This is a genomic window from Lysinibacillus sp. BS3, assembly GCF_039614735.1.
GTDB lineage: Bacteria > Bacillota > Bacilli > Bacillales_A > Planococcaceae > Lysinibacillus > Lysinibacillus capsici.
This window is the reverse complement of record NZ_CP154860.1, coordinates 571,845-592,187: the sequence shown is the minus strand read 5'-3', so window position 1 is coordinate 592,187 and position 20,343 is coordinate 571,845. Positions and strand designations below refer to the sequence as shown.

At 31.8% G+C, this 20,343-nt stretch carries 19 protein-coding genes; 14 read left to right on the top strand and 5 right to left on the bottom strand.

The features are described 5' to 3' along the window. The first annotated feature begins 120 nt into the window (after positions 1 to 120). The 9 genes from AAJG31_RS03045 to AAJG31_RS03005 all read left to right on the top strand — a co-directional run bounded on the left by AAJG31_RS03045 (position 121) and on the right by AAJG31_RS03005 (position 10,951). The gene (locus tag AAJG31_RS03045) at positions 121 to 897 is read left to right on the top strand and encodes a site-specific DNA-methyltransferase (protein ID WP_279494831.1); all 777 of its coding nucleotides are present in this window, start codon (positions 121 to 123) and stop codon (positions 895 to 897) included. A 98-nt stretch (positions 898 to 995) separates the two neighbouring features. Continuing rightward, entirely contained in the window at positions 996 to 1,229 is a 234-nt protein-coding gene (locus AAJG31_RS03040) for a hypothetical protein (protein WP_225340972.1), read from the top strand. A gap of 138 nt (positions 1,230 to 1,367) precedes the next feature. Then, entirely contained in the window at positions 1,368 to 1,775 is a 408-nt protein-coding gene (locus AAJG31_RS03035; protein WP_225340973.1) for a hypothetical protein, read from the top strand. Between the two features lies 1 nt (position 1,776). Then, positions 1,777 to 1,956, top strand: coding sequence for a hypothetical protein (locus AAJG31_RS03030; protein WP_225340974.1), 180 nt, complete (start codon positions 1,777 to 1,779; stop codon positions 1,954 to 1,956). After that, on the top strand, positions 1,953 to 2,753 hold the full coding sequence (locus AAJG31_RS03025) for a hypothetical protein (protein ID WP_225340975.1): 801 nt from the start codon (positions 1,953 to 1,955) through the stop codon (positions 2,751 to 2,753). The genes AAJG31_RS03030 and AAJG31_RS03025 overlap by 4 nt, the downstream gene beginning before the upstream one ends. After that, positions 2,750 to 3,412 (top strand): hypothetical protein, encoded by a 663-nt coding sequence (locus AAJG31_RS03020; RefSeq protein ID WP_225340976.1) that lies wholly within the window; start codon positions 2,750 to 2,752, stop codon positions 3,410 to 3,412. The genes AAJG31_RS03025 and AAJG31_RS03020 overlap by 4 nt, the downstream gene beginning before the upstream one ends. Positions 3,413 to 3,455: 43 nt before the next feature. Then, positions 3,456 to 5,594, top strand: coding sequence for a DNA topoisomerase III (gene topB, locus AAJG31_RS03015; protein WP_279494835.1), 2,139 nt, complete (start codon positions 3,456 to 3,458; stop codon positions 5,592 to 5,594). 56 nt (positions 5,595 to 5,650) lie between these two features. After that, positions 5,651 to 5,887 carry a hypothetical protein gene (locus tag AAJG31_RS03010; protein WP_279494837.1) on the top strand — a complete coding sequence of 79 codons (237 nt, stop codon included), beginning with the start codon at positions 5,651 to 5,653 and terminating at the stop codon, positions 5,885 to 5,887. 1,536 nt (positions 5,888 to 7,423) lie between these two features. Then, entirely contained in the window at positions 7,424 to 10,951 is a 3,528-nt protein-coding gene (locus AAJG31_RS03005) for a hypothetical protein (protein ID WP_279494838.1), read from the top strand. Positions 10,952 to 11,165: 214 nt separating this feature from the next. Here the strand turns inward: AAJG31_RS03005 and AAJG31_RS03000 are convergent, their stop codons facing one another. Further along, positions 11,166 to 11,321 (bottom strand): hypothetical protein, encoded by a 156-nt coding sequence (locus AAJG31_RS03000; RefSeq protein ID WP_175400720.1) that lies wholly within the window; start codon positions 11,319 to 11,321, stop codon positions 11,166 to 11,168. A gap of 645 nt (positions 11,322 to 11,966) precedes the next feature. Here AAJG31_RS03000 and AAJG31_RS02995 point away from each other — a divergent pair. Next, positions 11,967 to 12,575 carry a YpjP family protein gene (locus AAJG31_RS02995; RefSeq protein ID WP_279494840.1) on the top strand — a complete coding sequence of 203 codons (609 nt, stop codon included), beginning with the start codon at positions 11,967 to 11,969 and terminating at the stop codon, positions 12,573 to 12,575. A gap of 408 nt (positions 12,576 to 12,983) precedes the next feature. On the opposite strand, the gene AAJG31_RS02990 is transcribed toward AAJG31_RS02995, so the two are convergent. The 3 genes from AAJG31_RS02990 to AAJG31_RS02980 form a co-directional block, all read right to left on the bottom strand. Beyond that, positions 12,984 to 14,486 (bottom strand): SH3 domain-containing protein, encoded by a 1,503-nt coding sequence (locus AAJG31_RS02990; protein ID WP_345803569.1) that lies wholly within the window; start codon positions 14,484 to 14,486, stop codon positions 12,984 to 12,986. A gap of 1,337 nt (positions 14,487 to 15,823) precedes the next feature. Further along, positions 15,824 to 16,261: a carboxymuconolactone decarboxylase family protein gene (locus tag AAJG31_RS02985; protein ID WP_279494843.1), complete on the bottom strand. Its 438-nt coding sequence runs from the start codon at positions 16,259 to 16,261 to the stop codon at positions 15,824 to 15,826. A gap of 14 nt (positions 16,262 to 16,275) precedes the next feature. Next, positions 16,276 to 16,917 (bottom strand): NAD(P)H-dependent oxidoreductase, encoded by a 642-nt coding sequence (locus AAJG31_RS02980; RefSeq protein WP_054549282.1) that lies wholly within the window; start codon positions 16,915 to 16,917, stop codon positions 16,276 to 16,278. A 170-nt stretch (positions 16,918 to 17,087) separates the two neighbouring features. On the opposite strand from AAJG31_RS02980, the gene AAJG31_RS02975 reads away from it, so the two are divergent. After that, positions 17,088 to 17,588, top strand: a complete 501-nt coding sequence (locus AAJG31_RS02975) for an Rrf2 family transcriptional regulator (RefSeq protein ID WP_103118029.1) — start codon at positions 17,088 to 17,090, stop codon at positions 17,586 to 17,588. A gap of 147 nt (positions 17,589 to 17,735) precedes the next feature. Here AAJG31_RS02975 and AAJG31_RS02970 read toward each other — a convergent pair whose 3' ends face one another. Next, a complete protein-coding gene (locus AAJG31_RS02970; protein WP_259418912.1) occupies positions 17,736 to 18,038 on the bottom strand; it encodes a gamma-type small acid-soluble spore protein in 303 nt (100 codons plus the stop codon). Between the two features lie 194 nt (positions 18,039 to 18,232). On the opposite strand from AAJG31_RS02970, the gene AAJG31_RS02965 reads away from it, so the two are divergent. From AAJG31_RS02965 to AAJG31_RS02955, 3 genes are all read left to right on the top strand, one after another. Then, positions 18,233 to 19,132 carry a TetR/AcrR family transcriptional regulator gene (locus AAJG31_RS02965; protein WP_279494845.1) on the top strand — a complete coding sequence of 300 codons (900 nt, stop codon included), beginning with the start codon at positions 18,233 to 18,235 and terminating at the stop codon, positions 19,130 to 19,132. Positions 19,133 to 19,475: 343 nt separating this feature from the next. Further along, on the top strand, positions 19,476 to 19,814 hold the full coding sequence (locus AAJG31_RS02960) for a hypothetical protein (protein ID WP_279494846.1): 339 nt from the start codon (positions 19,476 to 19,478) through the stop codon (positions 19,812 to 19,814). A 48-nt stretch (positions 19,815 to 19,862) separates the two neighbouring features. After that, entirely contained in the window at positions 19,863 to 20,309 is a 447-nt protein-coding gene (locus tag AAJG31_RS02955; protein ID WP_066036860.1) for an HTH domain-containing protein, read from the top strand. Positions 20,310 to 20,343: the final 34 nt, after the last annotated feature.

The window sequence follows — 20,343 nt, the reverse complement described above, 5'->3', positions numbered from 1 at the left end:
TGACTAGCGTTATTTTTATTGAAAAATTAAAGAGGCTTGTCCCTTCAAGCCTCTTAAAAAGTATGTAAAAGAACGCTTGTTCTCCTGATTTAATTATAATATGTCGGGAGGAAAAAAGCTATGAACATTAACAAAAATACTATTTATAACATGGATTGCCTAGAGGGTATGCAGTACATACCAGACAAGTCGGTTGATTTAATCCTGACAGATCTTCCTTATGGAACGACTACCTGTCGTTGGGATACGATTATTCCGTTTGAGCTTTTGTGGGAGCAGTACGAGCGAGTTATCAAAGATAACGGAGCTATTGTATTAACGGCAAGCCAGCCATTCACTAGTAAATTAATTATGTCCAATCTTAAACTGTTCAGATATGAGTGGATTTGGAAGAAAGGAAAGCACACAACAGGATTCCCAAATGCCAATAAGATGCCACTAAAAAATCATGAAAATGTATGTGTCTTTTATAAAAAACTGCCGACATACAATCCGCAAGGAGTTATATATTGTAAGCCTGTATTAATAAAAAATTCTCCTAAAATGAAAATACTAGGAGATAGAAATGAAACATTAAGTAAACCACATATCGTGAAAAGGAAAAACTACCCTAAGTCAGTAATTGATTTTCCACGTGACAGCAAAACTTGGCACCCGACACAAAAACCATTATCACTATTTGAGTATCTTATCCTAACTTATACAAATCCAGGTGACACAGTGTTAGATAACTGTATGGGAGCATTTACTACAGCTGTAGCATGTGACAATACAAAACGTTCCTGGATTGGTTTTGAGTTGGATTCAGAATACTGTGAAGGGGGGAGAGAACGAGTAAACGAAAATAGACAAAAGTTAGGTTTAAAACCAGTTGAAATTTTGTCCTTAAAAAAGTGAAAAGTAATATTTAATTTTAAAGAGATCAGGACTCATCAAAATTGGTGAGTCTTAGCAGTTAAACAACTATTGTTATTATCATTGAGGGAGATGTGTCTATGGCTGAAAAAATAAAAATGATTGCGGTAATAGAAGTTGATGAAAATATAGCGAAAGATCACAATTACAACATTGAAGAGGAATTCAAATGGCTAGTTGATAGTGGTATATTTTTAAGAAATCTTGTGAATGTTCCTCCTGATTTTGATATAAATGATCTGCAGCAAGAAAATAAACTAATGAAAGAGAAAAAAACAATTAGAAAACAAGACAAAGGATTTTATGAACGTTAGTGAAAAGATTTTTAAAATCTAACAAATATTCAAAGGTTAAGGATTCATCAAAATTGGTGAGTCCTTTTTCTTATCAAAGGGAGTTTTTCAGGCTTTGTAGATCAAATTTAATTATTTAGAACGGAAGGAGTGTGTAATATGGCAATTTTAAAGCCTTTAAAGAGGTTGAGTGAGTGTTTCTTGATATTAACAATGCTTTATTTAAGTATCGATGGAGTGTGTGTATTAACAACCTTTATCAGTAGTGACAATGTACGTGAAGGTATCGAGGGGCTTATGGTTTTTTTAATTACGACTTCCTTCGCATTGTCACTAAGCTTGAAATTTACATTTCGGACGTCAAAAACCATATTAGAATCCTTTTTGCTTTGTTTATCTTTATGTACATTGTTAGGCTTATCGTTTTTAGGAAACCAGGAAAGTACAACATTAATAATTGTAATTTATCTTGTTTTAAATGCGGTTCTATTTTTAGTTCAGAAAATAATTATTCATAAAAAGCAGAAACAACATAATTTAATTGTTAATGATAAAGGAGGAGTTTGAAATGTCAGAAGAAACAAATGAAGATATTATTCAACCATTTTCTGTAGAATGTCCCTGGTGTGAGAGGGAGCAAAAAATATATGAACAAGAGCAAACAGTAGGCTGTACATCGCATAAATGTGAAAGTTGCGGGATAAGTTTTGCCATTTGGCACTTAATTGAAGAGAGGTATAACAAATGAAAAAATATAGATTAGGTTATGATTATGTATTTTTAGCAGATACGCCATTTATGTACAAAGGCGTTAATATTGGGGCCACAAGCGTAAATGTGTTGTTTAAAGTGTTTGATACTAAAGGAAACGAAAAATTATTTGAGTCAGAAAATGAATTAAATGAACAAAAAATTGATTTTGGTAATGGAAATTCATGTTATTTATTTGAATTTATTAGATGTTTTATTGATACAGAAAATGTTTTGAATTTTGAACCCAATATAAAACTTTTAAGAGAATTTGGATGCTCTTATACTTTGCAATGGGAGAAAACGTCATATACAAAAGATATTTTGATTAATGGTGTTCTAAATCCTGAAGATGTTTCAGAAGTTGAGTTTATGGAACTGATGAAAAATAATATGGAATTATTTGATATTCGTGATAACTACCCAGCTCAAACAACTTCGTTTTTTACACAAGAAATAATCATGTTGCACGATTACAAATTAAAAAACGTTCCTGTAAATTATGGGCTTGGTAAAGAAGAAACTGTTTCAAAATATCGCTATGAATACAACGGTGAAAAATATTTAGTTGAGGTTGTACTTGATATAGGAAATATGATTGAGGTTGCGGTTTTTGAGCTTGATGATAATACCATAAAGTACGTTGGAGATACAGGGGAAAATGTATTCTTTGTTTTTAATACGATGACTGTTTTAGTAAAAGATTTACAAAGTTATGTGAATAAATGGATTGAAGAACATAAAGAATTGATTTTTCATGGGAATTGCTTACTTGAGGAGGTAGTGAAAAAATGAATTTAATTAAATTATTGAACCAAATAAACATTGATCAAACAATCACTGCAAATCCTATACATTTTTTGTTATTTAAAGAATCTCACTTTGAAAATCTCTATATGCCTATGTACTGGGGTGGATATGGACGACTCTTCAATAAAGAAATCTTAAATGAATTTTTTAAAAATGAAATTTCATATGATGAAATTATTCAAGCTGTAGATTTAACAACATTAGAGTTGCCCTATCAAAATGAATTTCTTCCCTTGATTAAGGAACGATTAGAAGAAATAAAAAGCCTTTCTGAACCAGTCCTTAACAGCGAAAAGATGAATATATTAAACTCACTTATTCTGTCATCAAGTGCATTTGTTTCATTACCTTATATCAGGAAATCTATTCACAAGCACGAACTTATAACTTTGTTAGCTTTAACTGAGTGGGAATTTTGGTTTCAAACTTGTTCAGGATGGGGTGTTAGCTATACCGCACTCACTATAAAATTCAATAGCATTTTCGATATATCTGAGTTAGAAATATATTTACCTTATGATGAACTGAACCAGTTACTAGATAAGCTTCAGTTTCAAAATGAAGAACTTTATAGAAACTTAGAATCATCTAAAAATATAGAAGAAAGTGAACTATTTGCAAGGTTATCTAACTTGAATATGTAGCCTGTTTATTAAAGTCAAAAATATATAAAAGGTGGTTATTAGAATGAATACAGTCATATTAGCCGAAAAACCTTCACAAGCAAAAGCTTATGCCGAAGCTTTTGAAGTAGCAAAAAGAGAAAAAACACACATTGAACTAAAACCTTGTAGCACATTTCCAGATGGAGCAGTCATCACATGGGGAATTGGACATCTTGTTGGCTTGAAAATGCCAGGGGAATATCGAAAAGAATGGAAAAACTGGGATATTAAAAATTTACCTATCATTCCAGCACAATTTGAGTATAAGGTTTCTGAGGATAAAAAAGTTCAATTTAATGCTGTAAAGAAGCTAATTAATAACGCTGATGTAGTAATCAACGCATGTGACATTGATCGTGAAGGTAGCAATATATTCTATTCTACTTTCAACATGACAGGTGCAAAAAATAAAACGATTAAACGGCTCTGGATTAACTCACTTGAAGTAGATGAAATTGTCAAAGGCTTTCAATCCTTACAATCAAATGAGAAAGATTTATTAATGTACAGCGAAGCAAAAACTCGTCAAATATCAGATTGGCTTGTAGGAATGAACGCTAGTCCTTTGTATAGTTTGCTTTTGCAAAATAAAGGTCTTAATGCAAGTTTAAGTATTGGCCGTGTACAATCCCCATTAGTTTATATGATCTACCAACACCAAAAAGAGATTGAGAACTTTGTATCTAAGCCATTCTTCGAATTAGTTGGCCATTTTAAATCAACAAATGGCCAATATACAGGTAAGGCAAAGGTTAAGACAGATACACTTAAAGAATTAATTTCATTTTTAGAAGAAAAAAACCTGGTATTAAATAAAGAAATTACAGGTGAAGTTTTAGAAATAGAGACAAAAGAGAAACATATAAAATCACCAAGATTACACTCTTTATCAACACTACAAAAGATTGCTAATAAAAGATGGAAGTACAGCCCTTCTAAAGTGTTAGAAATAATGCAGTCTTTGTATGAGAAAAAAATAGTCACTTATCCTCGTACCAGTATAAATTTCATTACTGAAAATGAATTTGTTTACTTGTCAAACAATGTTGAAAATTATATGCAGTTAATAAATGTCGATTTTACCCCTAATAAAGTTGCTAATAAACGATATGTAGATGGCACAAAAGTTCAAGAGCATTATGCCATAATACCAACTAAGACAATACCTAGTGCTAATACATTAAACAGCTTATCGGTTGAAGAAAAGCATATTTATGATGAGGTTTTGCGTAATACACTTGCTATGTTCCATAGTGACTACTTGTATGAGGAAACGAAAATTGTCACAGCTGTAAATAATGTGAAATTTGAAACTGTTGGAAAGGTAGAAATTGAAAAAGGTTGGAAAGCTTTATTTGTACAATCAGATGATGAAGAACATGTGGAAAATGGCAGTAATAAGGTGCTTCCTAGCGTTTCAAAAGATGAAAGAGTATTAAGTATCCTTCAAAGCAAAGAAGGGCATACAACGCCTCCTAAGCCCTATACAGAAGGTGATCTAGTTAAAGTAATGAAAAACGCTGGGAAAACAGTAGATGATGAAAGTGATAAGGAAATCTTAAACGAGGTAGAGGGGTTGGGGACTGAGGCCACACGTTCTAGTATCATCGAAACCATTAAGAAAAATGGGTATATTACAGTAACGAAAAATATTGTTTCTGTGACGAATAAAGGCAAAATTTTATGTGAAGCAATAGAGGGTACTTTACTTGCAAGTCCAGTAATGACTGCTAAATGGGAAGGAAAGCTAAAAGAAATCGGAACTGGAAAAAGTTCACCTGAGAATTTTATTTCTAATATTAAAGCTTTTATCATGAATTTAATTCAGGAAGCACCGAAAAAAATAGGACAAGTTAGTAATATAGAGCAAACAATAAAGATAGAACAAGCAAACAATAACAAAGGTAACTGTCCTTGTTGTAAGAAAGGTCAAATGATAGATCGTAAAACTTTTTTAGGGTGCAGCGAGTATAAAAATGGTTGTAAGTTTTCGATTAATAAAATAATTGCAACTAAAAAGCTTACGGAAAAAAATATCAATGATTTATTAGAAAAAGGGATTACGTCAGTCATAAAAGGCTTTAAATCGAAAACTGATAAATCGTTTGATGCAAAACTAAAAGTAACTGGTGACAAAGTGACATTTGAATTTTCTAAATAGGTCATTTTATTAGGGAGTCATTTCTTGAAAATGGACCGTAAGAAAGGAGACTAATCGTGCTAGGAACTAAGGCAAGACAAAAAATAAAAAATCCTACTTTGATTTTGGGTTATATAATTGCTGCTCTAGTTGGATGTTTAGGTAGTTACCTGGTCTTTTTACGTTTATGGTCATTATATGGTGTGCCACACCTGATGTTTTCGTTATTGGCTATAAGCAGTGGTGGAATTATTAGCTTTATTTTAGCTATTTTCTTGATGGGTAAAATATTTGATAAGCTTTATTTTGACTGACTATATAGTGAGTCTTTTTTGTTTTAAGGAGGTGATTTAGAATTTCTTATTTTTAATCACATAATGTATGGATGGCAAAGTTATATTTTAATTATTATTAGTTATTTTTAGGATTCATCGAATTTGATGAATCCTTTTAATTTGAGTTAACTGGATAAATGATGAATTAGTATTTCTTTTGTATAAGGCACTGACATATTTCAAAAGAATAAAGCTATAACACATGTGATTTAAAATACTTAAAGGGAGTATCAGGATTGAAATTTTTGAATGCTGAGATGTTGAATTATTTGAAACCATAATAAGAATATTGATGGTTAAAAGAATTCTATAAATAGTTTTCTATATAGTCTGCGTTGAAAATAGATTATATATGTAAAATATATTTTAATATTGATTTTATGAGAAAATATGGTTATTATATTTTGGAGGATATATTAAAAAGAACTACTTATATAATATTATATTCCTATTTTATGTATTACTTTTTATATTTATAACTTTATATAGGATTTTGGTTATAAATTAAATTAAACTGAAAAGGAACTACAATGAAAAGATACAATTAAAGCTCTTAGGGATACAGATTTTATGGTTAATACAAAGTGTTCACCTGACAGATATTTTTATCCAGAATGATTATTTACTATAAGGCAAAAGAATTAAACAATTAAAGTTATTAATTTCAAAACCTTCAATAAGTATAGCCCCGTTCTAAGAAAAGAACGGGGCTAAAAATATAGTTGTTTAATTTGTGCGAAAAGAAATTACTTTGAATTCCAAAAATTTTAACACATCTTACATAAGTGTGTAAGAGAATTAAGAGATACAAATAAAAGGGAACAGGAATTAAAGTTAAATAAAAACACCTTTAATTTCTCTTATGAAGCTATTATAAGCAGCATACACAAACAACTTGAAGCATTTAAAGTGAAAGGTGAGGAAGGAACTGAAATATGAAAAGTGGAATTGGTTACTTTAAGATATCCAAAGGAACCTAAAAGTTCGATCTGGACAAATTGAAATTCCTTTTAAAGTAAAAAATTGAATATTTTAGCTTATTTAATTTCAATAAAACCAGCAGAACAATAGCACTGCATGGATGTCTGATATACTGTAGACGTATGTAAAATGTGTACTTATTACCTCTTACAAACTATCTTTGAAATGCAGAAGAACATATAATCAGTCAGCTAGATGTCCAAATGATTATTACCATAATCCAGAAGAAATATAAAGGCGGTATAAGAAAGGGAGATTATTTAAAGATGGTTTATAGGTAGTTTTCAGAAATGCTTTACCTTATAATACTTCACTGGAAGGTTTGCCTCTAGTCTACTTTGTTTTAAAATAAAATTACCTATTGGATCCATTATTTTTATATTTTAAAGGACACGTTTCAGAGACAGTTGTCATTCTTCCCTACTACTTCACTCCTGTGGTGTATCAGCAGTCACTCAATATTCTCAGTAGTTGCCCCATGACCATATACTTAATAAATACGAAAAATAAATCATGTATGAAAGGTGAATATAATTGAATACTACATCATCGATTATCTTTTTAAAAACTATTGCTCCTAAATTTATGTCCTATCTGCTTCCTAAAGTTACAAATACAAAAATTTTTCGTGATATTAAAGATAAATGGATAAGAGACAATTATACGCAAAAAACTACACTTATTTTTAAAGCAGCTATTGAAGACGCAAAAGCAGTATTGAATATTCCTGATGAATTAGCAGTAGCTTTATTAGACGATTCTATAAACAGAAATGAGGTATTCCGCTGGATTTTAGAAGAGGCACCAGCAAGTATTAATACACACGAACTAAATCTCGACCCCTATATGGAATCGTATCGAGAGTACCAAGATTTAATAAAACCCTTTTTTGAATTAATAGCTCTTTGTATGAATGACTATAAAACAAAAAATTGGGATCCAGAATTTTTAGAACTACTATACAAAATCGGAACTTTAGAAGAAACAATTAAAGAAGGCTTTAATACAGTGATTGAAAAGCAAGCTTTAACTACTAATTTAGTTGAAGAGAATAATAGTTACTTAAAAGAAATAATTACCCCTACTGAATTTAATGATTTAAATGATCTAATGAAAAAAGGTCTCTTAAAAAGTGCTCGAGAAAAAGCTATTGAAAGATTAAATAAACCAAATCTAAAGCCCGACGAAACTTTAGAGCTACATATAGTAATAGCAAATACTTTTATTGAAACTAGAGAATTTGAAAAGGCTATTCGACACCTCTACACTGCCATCACACACTGCAAAAACGAAGCTAGAAAAGAACGTTTTTTAGCTCTTATAAACATATTTGAAGAACGTTTTAATAAAGCAGAAATTCACATTGGAAAAGCTATTGAAATAGGTGGAGAGACTTCTGAAAACCTTAGTGTCTTATTAAATGTATTAATAGGCCAAAATAAATATAAAGAAGCTATTGATATTATTGAAAGTGAATCAGACGGAAAATTCGAGGAAACAAAAGCTAGTATATGGATTCTTTTGCAAGAGTTTGAAAAAGTCATTAATCTTGCAAGTGAAAAACTACAAGATAATCAATTTAATATAGTTTGGTTATTAATAAAAGCTGAAGCATTAGTATTACAATTAGAGACTAATCTGTCTAGAAATAAAATTGTATATCCAGAACTTACATTTAAAGGGGTGCTACCACTTCTTGAAAGTATTGAAAAGCAAACAACCGAGAACTTTTATATTTTAGATAGAATAAAAGAGTTAAAAGCTTGTCTTTACTTTAGAACAAATAGGTTTTCAGAAGCTAAGATACTGTATGAAGAATTATTTCAAAAAGACAAAAATTACAGAAGTAAAATATTTGACAATCTACTTCTTAATATTATTGGTTCTAATGAATGGGAAAAATCTATAGTTTTATTAGAAGAGAAAAAAACTATCGATGGTTTAGACTTAGATGAAATGTTACTCTTAGCTGATTCATATATAAATTCAAGCATTCCTGCTAAAGCAGTACAACTTCTACAAGAAAACCAATTACTGGGGGAGCCTAACGATACTAACTTCTCATACTATTTTAAATATATTGATGCGTTGTTTGCAAAATTAAAGCATGCGGAAATTATAGAATTAATTAATACATTTAATATCGACGAGTTTAATAGTTCGTTCAAAGACATTTTAAATGGATATTATGCCTTTAAAAAACAAGATTGGGAAAAGACGATATCTCTTTTAGAACCCAATTTAGATAAATTCAATTATCAAGATAAGGTATCTATAAAAGTAATCTTAAGTATAGCTTATTACAATAAACACACTAAAGATGATTATATAAAGTTAAAAGAAATTATAATTACAATTCCTAATTGGATACAACACGAATCTATAGTTAGTCGCTATATCCAAACTCTCTATGAACTTGGTGAATACAAAACAATAGTTGACTTTGAGGAGAAATTGCCTTTTAAATCTGTTATCCTATCTGAGGTAATTGCAACTATTTATTTCAATTTTGGATGGTATGAAAAGGCAAAGCTTAATTATTTATCACTATATCAACAAACTAGAGAATTAAAATACCAATTAAGTTACGCAAATTGCTTTTATCAACAAGGGGAGATCCAAACTTGCCTTGAAATTTTATCTGCTGCAGAAAATGAAGTAAATAAACGTGGAAATATAGAAGATTACCAGTTAATAAGTTTTGCCTATAAAGAAGCAATGGAATATAGGAAATCAATGGAATATGCGTATAAAGCTCTCCTGGTAGGAAAAAATTCCGCAAAAATATGGGGATTTTATTTTTACAATTTTTCAACGCTGAATCAGTTCATTAATGATCCTGAAGAAAACTGGATAAAAGAATACCAAAATATTATTAAAAACTTTGAAAGTACATTTCCAGATGATGATCCTATTTTCAAAAAAATTACAGTATTAGAAAATGATGAAGTATCTTCTGAATTAATTTCTAACTTAAAACAGCCAAAGGAATCTACAGAAGAACCTATTACATTATTTATTAAGTATAAACTACCTATAAATTTTCTAGTCAATATCTTAAATCGAAACCCCTTTGAAACATGGGCATATGTAATTAATAATAAGGATCTTCCTATAAAGGTTATAAATGGGTCTATAGAGGAATTAGTGTCAGGTTTAAAAATTGCTTTATATTCAAAAGGAATATTATGTGATTTTACTACCTTACTAATGTTAAATCATTTAAATTTACTTGACATGCTTAAATCAGAATTCAAGTTATATATTCAACAAGAACAATTTGATTCAGCCTTACATGAATATTACAATAATAAACTTTCTATTCACAATGGTATTAAGACAATGTCATATGAAAATGAAAAAATACAAGTAATCGAATACTCTCCAAGCCAAGTAAAAGAAGCAGTACAAAATCAAGAGTATATACTTAACTGGATTAAAGAAAATTGCATAATGGTTGGTAATGTTATTAAAGATCAAGTTTCTAATCCTAAAGACATTCCATTCTTAGAAAACATTTTTGAAATATGTAAAAATCAATCACTAAATCTGTTAATTGATAGTGCAACTGTAAGAGATATAGCTAAAAATGAATTTAATATTAACTGTATTTCTACGCTAGATATAATGAATTTATTAAAATTCAGAAAAATTCAAACGCAAGAAGAACAAAATTTCTTAATGGGTAAACTAATAATGGCTGGTTATACATTAATACCAATTACAGATGAAGTTTTCACTTGTTATATAAAAGAGAAAAATTACGTTACGGATTATGAAATGCAACTACTTTTTAATTATTTTAAAAATGAAGATTTAAAGGTAGAATTTTTGATAGATTTAGTCTCAAATATTCTTTATTGGCTATGGACTGAAATAATCCAAATAAACGATAAACATACAATAACTAGGTTTATTTGTGAGTATATTTGCTTTAACCGAAATAAAGACTTTATCATATCTAATATAATGGTGAGGACTGAAACAAAATTCAATCCTTTTTCAGTACATCAAAAATTACTGTTGAAACAATTTTTAACGGAATGGCTTGCTAAGTCCTAAACATTTCAAATAATTTAGTAAAATTTCAAATCGTATTTACAATGAAGTGGGAAAGTATAACCTACGATATTTTAAAATATCAGTACTGATTCACACCACCTAAGTGGTTTTATAAAAGAAACACAACACTCGTTTACAATATGGGTGTTTTTTTGTGGTTTAACCAAGAGGAAATAGGGTAAAGCATGTACTCCCAATCATTAGATATTTCAAATTATTTTAAAGTGATAATTTCATCCATACGATTAGATACGTGTACCTCCTCTTTTTTTAATGAATGTGCATAAACTTTATAAATCGTCTCTGGAATATCGCCAACTAAAGCAGCAACTGTAGATATCGGAATATTATTAGATAATTGTATCGTCATGAAAGTGCGCCTTAAGTAGTGAGGTGTAAAATGATTATTTTTGGGGGAGTTAGGGAAGAAAGTGATTAGTTGAAAGAAATTGTACAGTAAAAATTTATAATTTAAATAACTTTTCAAATTCTTCTTCTTAATTTATGTTTTTCGACCTATATAAAATAATAGTCTTATCTGAAATTAATTTACCTTATTAGAAATTAGCTTTATTTATTTTAGCTATTTACTAATTTAATTTAAAATTTTGCTTAACGCGCTGCCAAGTATTAGTAATATTATATTAGCCCCAACAAGCCCCAACATAGTCCCAAAACGAGCCCCAACTGTGTGCATTATTTTGCGTTACTATGCATTGTAAAGAAAAATGAAAAACCCCAAAAGCTGCATATAACAGGCTTTTAGGGCTTTGTAGGGTACATATTACAAAATAAAAAAATTAGTCCGTGAAACATAAAGATGATAAGTAACCTAACATTAATAAAAGACCAATACCCATTGCGATGCTCATGCTTTGTACCTCCTTTAAAAAAACGACACATTATTCATAAATATTGTACAATGAATTATAGAAATATGAAACCTTTTAATGGCGAGAACGTATATAATAATAGGAGAATTACCAATTTGTACATAAAGAGTAGGTGACAATAAATGAAAACGTGGGTTAAGAAAAGTATAGTCATCATGGTTGCGTTTTTAACATTTGGTTTAATAACGCCTACACATGAGATTTGGGAAGCATTTGATCAAAATCCTTCGAACCGTGCATCCATCGGCCCTTCATCAGGGACAAGCACTGCTTTAGCTGCTGAGCATGATGGCAGCACTGACGAGCAGCTACAGATACAAGAGGAAGCGATTGATTATAATGCCTTACTGGTGGATGCAGCTAGAGAACAATCGTACATAAAATTTGGCACAAAAATTGGTCCAAAAATTAGCAATGAATTCGACAGCATCATCTTCCCTAAAATGGAGGAAGCCATTGCAATGACAGTGGCTAATCTTGATGATCAAACTGCTGCATCTTTAACCATCTCTGAAAGACCAAGTGGTAATTACGGTGAGAAAATTTTCAATGTCATCAACAATGAAACAGGCACAGATTTAATTCGCTTCCATGTGCGCACAGAAAAAAGACCGCAGGAAGGCTACTACTACAACTTCCATTACCACAGTGTCGAGGACAACTTCATGGCACATAACAACCTTGGCGATATCTATTGGGAAAAAAACACACCACCTAAGTGGTTGTCATAATAAGTACGAAACACTCGTTTACATGACGAGTGTTTTTTTGTGAATATCTCAGCGTTTGTAAAAAGTCATTGAGTTATAACTTTTAATTTTTCAGAGTGGGGGAGGTAGGGGAAAGCATGTACCCTAAAAAGTACCCCAAATTCTTAAGTTTTTGATTTTCTTAGATTTATCAATTGAATTGTAGCGATAGCTGATATCAATAGCTACATTGAGCACTCTCGATTGAAGGTGCTTTCCATCAATATAAACAGGACTTTTGTTTATGATTGATTACCCTATATGCAAGTCCTTTTGTTATGCTTTCACAGCCTCTCCCGTAACTCCACATAGGGCTTTATAGCACCATTTAGAGAACCATATAAAAGAAAGGTGACTTTTATAGTCACCTTTTCACTTATAGATAGCAATTTATTTATTGAATATTTGCTCATAACGGTGGAAGAATGCCACAGCGTGCGCTCTTGTTAGAGAATCATTTGGTTTAAACTCTGCATCCGTTTTAGTAGTTGTTAAGTCGAAGTCACGTAGAAACTGGATGGCTTCTGGCTGAGATACTGTTTTTCCATAATGCATAGATGCTAGGATACGAGCAAAATTACCACGTGTGATGTCTTTGACTGCATATACCTGTTTAGACGCTGATATACCACCAAGCGTTGGTAGAGCGTACTTACTTGCTAGTTGATAGTTTACATCTGCACTCCATGAAGAACTAGGTTTTGTTGAAGCTAATTCATCAGACTTAAAGTAACGGAAAAGTACAGATAACATCTGATTTTCTGTTAAATTCGTGTTTGGTTTCAGTAAGTTTTCGTATTTCTTTGTTGCAGGGTTGTATACGTTTGGATAACCGCTGATAAGTCCTTTGTTTACTGCCCATTGAAAATCCTCTGCCCAGTACTGGTCTGCCTTGTAATCAGCGAACTTTGATACATCTATACTACCTACTGGAGTTGTAGGAGTTGTAGGTGTTGAAGCTGAGTAGTTTAAATAACTTGATGCTACATACCCCTCTGTCCCGTCATTTCTTTTCACAGGATACCAAACAAAATGGTTTTTCTTAGTTGATACGGCTTCATATTCAAAAGGGCCCGTAATGGTAACAATTTCGCCTTTACGTAAAGTACCCATAGAAGGACTATCCGTAGTAGGTTTTGTCCTAACTGTTACATTAGTTGTTGCATTAACTTTTTGATTTGTTTTAAAAAAGTACTTTGATTTTGTTAATGGTAAATCAAAATCGTAGTTCATCACTGAAAATTTAATATTTTCCCTGCTGTTAGAGTCATATTGAAAATGTTCGCGTGTAAAAGGCAGCTCTGTTAAGTCTATTAATTCTAATCTCTCAATAATTTGGAGAATTTTTTCTTGATAGGCATTTGCATTTCTTTCCCCAGTTGCTTGGACAAATGGACTATTTACCGGCTTAGTACCGTTATAAGCCATGATAGCGAAGTACCAATGTTCCAATATATCTCTTTTCCCACCGTTGATGCTAGGCAAATCCTTCCGCTTAAACATATCATCTAGAGTCTCCACACCAGCTCGAATATTATAGACAATATCGTTTTTTAGTCTATCTTGATTGTAGCCTGCTTGATTGGTAATTTGCATAATGCCAATTCCATTATCAGCTGTCACAATCGCTTTACCATTCATATCGAAATGACGCCAATTTCCACTTTCACCTTCCGCTATTGCCTTCACAATTTCAGGAGGAACATTATAACTCAGTGCTGTTTCGGTTAACAAACAGTTCATTGTGGAATAATCAGGGTTGACCTTCGATGCCGAATCATACTTACATGTTTTTGCAATATCATTAGCTAATACATTTTTATCTATATTTATAGTTAGAGAGAGGGCACCAATGACAATACCACTAATCAATGGTTTCAATATCTTTTTCATATCTGGTTATTACACTTCCTTTCATATTTTCCAAAGTTAAAAGATTCAGATATATGTTATCATAAACCCAATATTTGGGATAGGGGTAATATTCAATGTTCCTTTCATTTAACAGGGTAGAGTGATAAATGATAGCCCTAACATATATTGATTTGGTGAAAGGGTTGTAAATAGTGAGTTCATTGAAACAAGCCCAAGCCAAATCTATATCTACGCCGCATCTGCGGAAGATGTATTTCCTCTGAGAACCGACCTGAGAGCAGTCCATGTAACCAAGTAGTACGTCTATCTAATACTCGGTTCGTCTGAGGGCTGTTCTGAGAAGGTAGACAAGAGAACAAGCACACCTACTAATGATGTGCTACCACAATCTCATCATAACTTTTTTATAAGCTTACACTTCTCTACACAAACATTTGTAAACATGTTACACTATACCAAACAACGGATTGTTCAGTTTTTTAACTAACAGATGCTTTAGTAAATGAAGAAAAGGTTCTACATATTAGTCATATCTAATATGTAGAACCCTTTAACTTTCTATCTTTATTGAAATTAGGTCTTGATAAATCGAATTATTGGATAAATATAAGCACTTTAAAATCACAGATGCAGTTATCTTAGGTTAAAAGAAAACCCGTTTACTATGCTGGTGGGCAAACAATTAAGTAACGATAAGTATCAACCACTCGCAAATGTAGAATTTGGATTCAAGCCAGAGGAAAAAACTGCATTCAGGGAAATAAAATGAATTTAAGTTAAGTTCCCCAAAGGAATATTAAAAAATATACAAAAATATTATAATCTAAAAAGCACGATAAGCTATGAATACTTGATATTAAAGTAATCTAATAAATAAAAACTAAAAGATACCAACCCACTTAGACTCTGGGAAAAAAACACACCACCTAAGTGGTTGTCATAATAAGTATGAAACACTCGTTTACATGACGAGTGTTTTTTTCGAAAATAAAATACATACTGAGAGAGACAAGGGAAAGTATGTACTCCGAATAACTTAGATATCTAGGATTGCATTGTCATTGAAGGTATTTAAAATCAACCTACTCAACAGGAAATAATTATTGTCCCATCCCAAAATGCCTTCTGCCAGTATTTCAAAAGGCAAGGAAAATGAAGAAATCAGTCGCTTGATGGAGGAATGTGGGGTTGAATTTGTCTTTTCTTGCGCTTACCCGGGAAATTTTTTTATTTCCTAAACAAACATTTGAACATTTTGTTAAAGGGAGTTAGGGGGGACTGCCAAAGGAAAGTTCGACTCCAATTGATATCAAACTACTATAAGAAAAATAGCTACCTGTTAAGGCAGCCATTTATTATTCCGCAACATTGCCCATAGCAATAGAAATTCGATTCCAACTGTTAATTTGATTAATCAAGATAACCAAATCGACATAAGCCTTTTCATCAAAATGCTTGCGAACACGCTCATATAATTCATTAGGAACGCGTTTTTCTGGAATAAGCGTAATATGTTCCGTTAATTCTAATGCTACTTTTTCAGCATCTGAATAAAAAGTACATTCTCTCCAAGCGCTAATGCAGTATAAGCGCTGTTCAGTCTCTCCCATTTTCTTCGCATCAGCAGTGTGCATGTTGATGCAATAGGCACAGCCATTAATTTGAGAAGCTCTAATTTTAATAAGCTCACGAAGCTTTCTCTCAATACTACTTTTTTTAGTGTATTTTTCCATTTCCATCATTATCTTCATAGCATCTGGTGCAATTTCATAATAATTCATACGTTGTGTCATTGTGAATCCCTCCATTATTTATTAGCTAATTCAACGGATAATTGATCCGCTTGATAAAGTGCATTTTGCAAGACATCTTCTGTATTCAATAAGGCTGTTCCTTGGACACGAAGAATATTAAAATCTTCTATTCCAAGAAAGGCAAACATTGATTTAAGGTATTTGTAAGAATACTCTACTTCGGTATACCAATCGCCATTTGTATAAATTGAACCACTTGCCTGTATGAGGATCATGCTCCTTCCATCATTTAATAAGCCCACAGAACCATTTTCCGTATATTTGAATGTTTCTCGCGCAATTAGAATGTTATCCATATAATCCTTTAGCTTTGAAGGAATATTAAAATTATGCAAAGGCATTACAATTAGATATTTATTGGCACTTTTAAATTGAACTAAAATTTCATTCATGCGTTCCAAAACTTCATTTTCTTCGTGTGTTAAAGGATCTCCATTTCGTGAATGTTCCCAGCCACTTAAAACAATCTTATCTATCATCGGAACAACGTCTTCATATAGATTAATTTGCTCAATTACTTCATCATCCTGTTTATTTTCTTTGTATGTCCCTAGAAAATGATCTAATACTTGAAGGCTCAAAGATGTCTTTGATTCCACTTCAGGGTGTGCATTTATCACAAGTAGTTTACGCATAAAAATCCTCCAGTTAAATAAAGTTGTTACTAATCGTCGATTGATTTTATCGTTGATTAACTTTGTCTACAATATACGCTTTTCATTTTCGTTTGTCAAACTGATTCATTTATGTATGGCTAAAATGTGTTACTATCATGGTAAGCAAAATGTTTTAAGAGGGTGGAATAATGAAATATAGTGTGATGGTTGAATATGCCCTACACAGTCTTGTTTATTTAATTGATGTACCAAAAAATGAAAGTATAGGAATAAAGGATTTATCAGAATTTCAAGGATTATCGGAGACCTATCTTTCAAAAGTTTTAGGGAAATTGTCCAAGGAAGGCATTGTTAGCTCGGTATCTGGTGTAAAAGGGGGTTATCGACTCAATAGAAAACCTGAAGATATTACATTTTGGGATGTTGTGCGAGCTGTTGAAGGTGAAGATCCGATATTTCAGTGTAAGAATATTAAAGCGAATTTTGCTTATCAAAATAAAAAACAAAAGTGTGAGTCTTGTTCAAGTCAATCGAACTGTACGATCAATAGTGTCATGCTGGAAGCGGAAGAACACATGCGAAATTATTTAAGAAGCAAAACGATAGCGTGGTTAGAAGAAGAATTACTGCGGACTCTACCAAAGGAGCAAATAGAAGAAGCAAAAAATTTTTTTAAAAAAACAAATTGATAACTTGAATTGAATCATTTTGGATGTATGTAAATTCGGTTTACCTGAATGAAAATCTAAAGCGGGAATTTTATCCTGAAGGAATTAACCAAAATTGTGAGAAACAAAAAACCGGCAAGGATGCCGGCTGCGGATGTTGAATAAAAGCTATTTTGAATTATTTTCGTTAGCAAATTTACCAGAAGCAAATTTTTTGTTTGCTTCAGCTTGTTGAATTTGTTGTCTGATTTGGTTAACATCAGTTTCATTCCCAAATTCAACGTTCGTTGACTTCATTGCGTTCATAGAACCAGAAGCCTGTTGCTTTTTAGCTTCAGCTTGTTGAATTTGTTGTCTGATTTGGTTAACATCAGTCTCGTTCCCGAATTCAACATTCATTGAATTCATTGCGTTTGGAGCTGCATTAGGAATTTTTGAGTTGAAATTTTGGTTGTTGTTATTATTCGCCATTAAATATCACCTCCTGAAAAGTAGTGTGTGCAGAAGGTTTTTTACTATCCATACATTTTAGAAAAAACTAACCGATTTGGACTGGCACTACCGAGTGAGGACCTCTAGTATCAAATTTGCATAGTTTAAGAAATCTAGTTTTCCTAGTATAATTGTTGTAAGTTCGTTATTGTGTTTAGAGATTGGAGAAATGTATGAAAGATCGTAAACAAATCGTTATCGAATCAACATTACAATTATTTACTGAAAAAGGGTATCAGCATACATCGGTTCAGGATATTTTAGATAAGGCAAATATTTCGAAAGGTACATTTTATAATTATTTTTCATCTAAAAACGAATGCCTGAAAGCCGTATTAGAGCAAAATCGTCAAGAGCGAAATGTTTTAAAAGAGGAAATTTTAGTTGGTAAGAAAAAAGATGATGTAGACGTTTTAATTGAACAATTAATCGCCACATTAAAAATTAAAGAAAAATATAATTTAATGCCTTTATTTCGAGAAATCTCCTTTTTGCATGATGAAGAGCTGCAAGAAATTCTTGCGGAACATCGCTTTCATGAAATCACCTGGTTAAAAAACAGATTCTATGATATTTATGGAGAAGAAGGAAAGCACTATTATTATGAGTGTGCAGTCGTCTTTTTTGGCACCTTCCAATATTTATCTTTTTATTGGAATTTGGCTACTAATATGACGATAGATCTAAAAAAAGTGGTTACTCGGTCATTGAAATATGTAGAAAGTTTTCTGCCAGAAATGATTAAGAGTGGAGAAATTCTATTAGAGCCTCAGGAAATGTTTTTATTAGAAAAGGATTTAGCCTATAAGTCCATTACTAGTAAAGAAATACAGGAGAAATTAGAGAAATTTTGTAAAAAAATCTCGACAATCGAACTTCCACAAAAATCACTCGAACTCTCTAGCTTGCTTTTGGATGAAATGAAGAGAGAAACACCCCGCATGAGTGTTTTAGAGATCATGCTACAGCCATTTCGTGCTTCTTTTGCTGAAACGATTTATAAATATGAAGCTGAAGAAATAGCCAACCTTTTCTGGCTCTTTATGAAGATGAAAACAGCAAGTCATAAATGAATGATTGAATAACTAGACCAGCTTTTTAGCATAAAGTTGGTTTTTTCTTTTGTATTCGCTGGCTATTAATACTAGTGAGGGCATTAAGTTTTTTCATTCTTTTGTCAGTGAATATTCGATACTTGGTGGAATCGTGTCATTTTTCATAAAGCGGAAATAATAAAAGTATACATTTCCCACCAATTATACTTTGTTCTATAATTCCTACCCAATTCATGTTGAAACCGTATTAAGACACAACAAGTAAGCTCACCATAGACGACAATACATTCTCGGTTTAAGTGAATTACTAATTCAGGAAGTGTTATAATAATTTTACAGATTGTGGAGGTGGAGAGAGCTGGTGAAGGAAATAAGAGAACTATGGATGATTACATTTAAAATATTTTTAGAATTAATAAGAATTATTATCCTTTTTTCCATTATTGGATGCGTGATGTGGGGAGGCGCCAGGCTTATTTATACCTCTTTTGATATAAATGTTGTTGGTTCTTACGCTGGGTGGCTGGGGGGAATCGCTATATATAGTTTATTGTTTTTCCTCTATCGTAATAAACTGCAGTTTTCGGGATTTTATAATGGTCCATATCGCCAAAAATTATCCCCTACAACCACTACCATTTTTATTACGATTTCCGTTTTTTTATTAATACTGCCACTTTTTTGGCGTCCTCATTTTTAATATAGTTTCATTTGATACATAAAAAAGAATGAAAAGAGGGTTACTACTGTGAAAGAATGGAAGGATAGGGCAGAAGTATCTTTTGTCACGGATATTTCCCGATTCGATTACCTGAGACAGCAAATTCAAGAAGTGGCTGAAAAATTCAGTTTCAATCATCAGCAACTTGCGAAAATATTTGATTTACCAATGAATGAGCTGGATAGTTTATTGAATAACAAGGGCAGCATCACGACGGAGCAGCTAGATAAGATTGAACGAAAAATAGTTATGTTATGTGTTGGCTTTGAAGGCTTTGATGCAAGGGAAAGAGCCGCATTGCTTTTGAATGACCTCATTAAGGAATACATGTTTTCAACGGCTAGTGTCGCGAAAATGATTCATGTAGAGGAAAAGGACTTAATCGATTTTAGACAAGAGATATCGATCGATAAGAACGTAGAATTGAAAATTTGCGTGAATAGTATCATGCTTCATTTTGTATTACATGACTAATGACAAGCCCTGGTATTTTGGACTAAATCATTCA

What these genes read in the sequence shown, in the direction of transcription:
- AAJG31_RS03045 (WP_279494831.1), top strand. Translation starts at nt 121, where the DNA reads ATGAACATTAACAAAAATACTATTTATAACATGGATTGCCTAGAGGGT.
- AAJG31_RS03040 (WP_225340972.1), top strand. Translation starts at nt 996, where the DNA reads ATGGCTGAAAAAATAAAAATGATTGCGGTAATAGAAGTTGATGAAAAT.
- AAJG31_RS03035 (WP_225340973.1), top strand. Translation starts at nt 1,368, where the DNA reads ATGGCAATTTTAAAGCCTTTAAAGAGGTTGAGTGAGTGTTTCTTGATA.
- AAJG31_RS03030 (WP_225340974.1), top strand. Translation starts at nt 1,777, where the DNA reads ATGTCAGAAGAAACAAATGAAGATATTATTCAACCATTTTCTGTAGAA.
- AAJG31_RS03025 (WP_225340975.1), top strand. Translation starts at nt 1,953, where the DNA reads ATGAAAAAATATAGATTAGGTTATGATTATGTATTTTTAGCAGATACG.
- AAJG31_RS03020 (WP_225340976.1), top strand. Translation starts at nt 2,750, where the DNA reads ATGAATTTAATTAAATTATTGAACCAAATAAACATTGATCAAACAATC.
- topB (WP_279494835.1), top strand. Translation starts at nt 3,456, where the DNA reads ATGAATACAGTCATATTAGCCGAAAAACCTTCACAAGCAAAAGCTTAT.
- AAJG31_RS03000 (WP_175400720.1), bottom strand. Translation starts at nt 11,321, where the DNA reads ATGACGATACAATTATCTAATAATATTCCGATATCTACAGTTGCTGCT.
- AAJG31_RS02995 (WP_279494840.1), top strand. Translation starts at nt 11,967, where the DNA reads ATGAAAACGTGGGTTAAGAAAAGTATAGTCATCATGGTTGCGTTTTTA.
- AAJG31_RS02990 (WP_345803569.1), bottom strand. Translation starts at nt 14,486, where the DNA reads ATGAAAAAGATATTGAAACCATTGATTAGTGGTATTGTCATTGGTGCC.
- AAJG31_RS02985 (WP_279494843.1), bottom strand. Translation starts at nt 16,261, where the DNA reads ATGACACAACGTATGAATTATTATGAAATTGCACCAGATGCTATGAAG.
- AAJG31_RS02980 (WP_054549282.1), bottom strand. Translation starts at nt 16,917, where the DNA reads ATGCGTAAACTACTTGTGATAAATGCACACCCTGAAGTGGAATCAAAG.
- AAJG31_RS02975 (WP_103118029.1), top strand. Translation starts at nt 17,088, where the DNA reads ATGAAATATAGTGTGATGGTTGAATATGCCCTACACAGTCTTGTTTAT.
- AAJG31_RS02970 (WP_259418912.1), bottom strand. Translation starts at nt 18,038, where the DNA reads ATGGCGAATAATAACAACAACCAAAATTTCAACTCAAAAATTCCTAAT.
- AAJG31_RS02965 (WP_279494845.1), top strand. Translation starts at nt 18,233, where the DNA reads ATGAAAGATCGTAAACAAATCGTTATCGAATCAACATTACAATTATTT.